Origin of the sequence: Vibrio sp. 10N.286.49.C3 (assembly GCF_041469545.1) — a bacterium.
Taxonomy (GTDB): Bacteria; Pseudomonadota; Gammaproteobacteria; order Enterobacterales; family Vibrionaceae; genus Vibrio; species Vibrio tasmaniensis_A.
The window spans coordinates 1-1,500 of the sequence record NZ_JBFRKT010000072.1; the positions used below are offsets into that span (position 1 = coordinate 1).

Sequence of the window (1,500 nt, forward strand, 5' to 3'; positions counted from 1 at the left end):
GATTTAGACAAGTCTATCGAGTTCTACACCAAGGTATTGGGAATGAAGGAACTTGAACGCCATGAAAACAAAGACTACCGCTACACATTAATGCCGTTCACTTAAGAGTGAACGGCATTTTTGTTCTTAGCATACCGTTGTGGTCTGGGTTTAACTGTTCTAGGGAATGTCCTTTCCCTTCGCCCTTCAAGTATTAAGCTTTCAGCCATGTTGTGGAACCCTTTTAGCTGACGAGGTATTGCGCCTGGTGTTGAGTAAGGTAAGCCTACAAGTAACGCAGATACATGAGCTAATGTGCCGTTAAAACTCAGTTGATAAGGAAGGTAATTTCCCTTTAAATTGAAGCAGAGCTCGACCATCTGGTATCGGATTAAATTGTAAGTAAGCAAGATGCCCCATAACTCCTGCTTTACCAGTTCTGGTAAACGACTTCGCAGCGTGAGACGATTTCCAAGCATGTATTGTTTTTGCTCTCGGTAGCCTAGCTCAATTTCCCAACGATGTTCATAAAGGCCTGCAATATCTTTTGATGGGTAACGCAGGGAGTCCGTCATGGAGGTTAATACTTGGTAGTCTTTTCCTTTAATTTTACGAGTGACAAGTCGAGCGGTTATCGACTTTGGTAAATCAGGCCATAGCTTTCTAGCCCTTGGGTTACTGTGTAATTGAACCAGTTTGTCATTTCGCCCTAAAGATTGAACAATGTCATATTGTGTATTTTTCTTGAGGGGGATAAGCCAATGACGCTCCGAGCCAGAGTCTTGCCATTTATGTAATAAGCCTAAAGAATAGAACCCCTTATCGAACATTGTCACGCTATGGTTTGGTGTTGTTTCTATCAGTTTTTCAGCTAATATCATTTCGTTTGTATTGTAATTATCAAATGCACTGGCCGTAATAATGTGACTGCTTAGTTCCATTTGGCAGACCATTCTCACTTGCGGATATTGCGTCCCTTTTTGTCGAGAAAATGCCTTTTCATTTTGCGGGTTATCGGGCGTTCGCCAAACAACGCCATCGACGCCAAGAAGCGTTAATCCATTCCACTGGGGTAACTTTGCACTTTTTAACCATGACGTAGTCATTCGCTCAAAGACCGCTTTAATTGCGTCTTCACCCAACGTCTTTCGACGTTGAGTTAACGCACTCGGTGCGACAAAAGCTTTACCTGTACGGTCGACAATATCAAGTTGGTTCACTAAATCTTTCATGGATTTACTGTTGTAGATAGCCATTCCAACAAGCAGCCACACCATGGATTCTAAAGTTAATTTCCTCTTTCTCATCGTGACAGTATCAGTAAGAGAATAGGCTTCGTCGATGAGTTCAATTGGAAGCAAGTCAGACAAAGTCTCAACGCTGCTAGGTTTCCAATCATTAATTATGTTTAGAGCTTGAGAAACATCCATAAAAAAATCCAAGTGCATTAAATACACTTGGATTTTGACAGCTCGGAAGGATCCTTCAACCGATCACTTTGGCTTTAACTGATCGGCATTA

At 41.9% G+C, this 1,500-nt stretch carries 1 protein-coding gene and 1 pseudogene; one reads left to right on the plus strand and one right to left on the minus strand.

Annotation, left to right across the window (positions count from 1 at the left end; translation table 11 throughout):
* Positions 1 to 93, plus strand: a pseudogene (locus AB4180_RS21680) (VOC family protein); the annotation flags it as partial.
* An 8-nt stretch (positions 94 to 101) separates the two neighbouring features.
* On the opposite strand, the gene AB4180_RS21685 reads toward AB4180_RS21680, so the two are convergent.
* Positions 102 to 1,409 carry an IS4 family transposase gene (locus AB4180_RS21685; RefSeq protein ID WP_102250515.1) on the minus strand — a complete coding sequence of 436 codons (1,308 nt, stop codon included), beginning with the start codon at positions 1,407 to 1,409 and terminating at the stop codon, positions 102 to 104.
* Between the last annotated feature and the right edge of the window lie 91 nt (positions 1,410 to 1,500).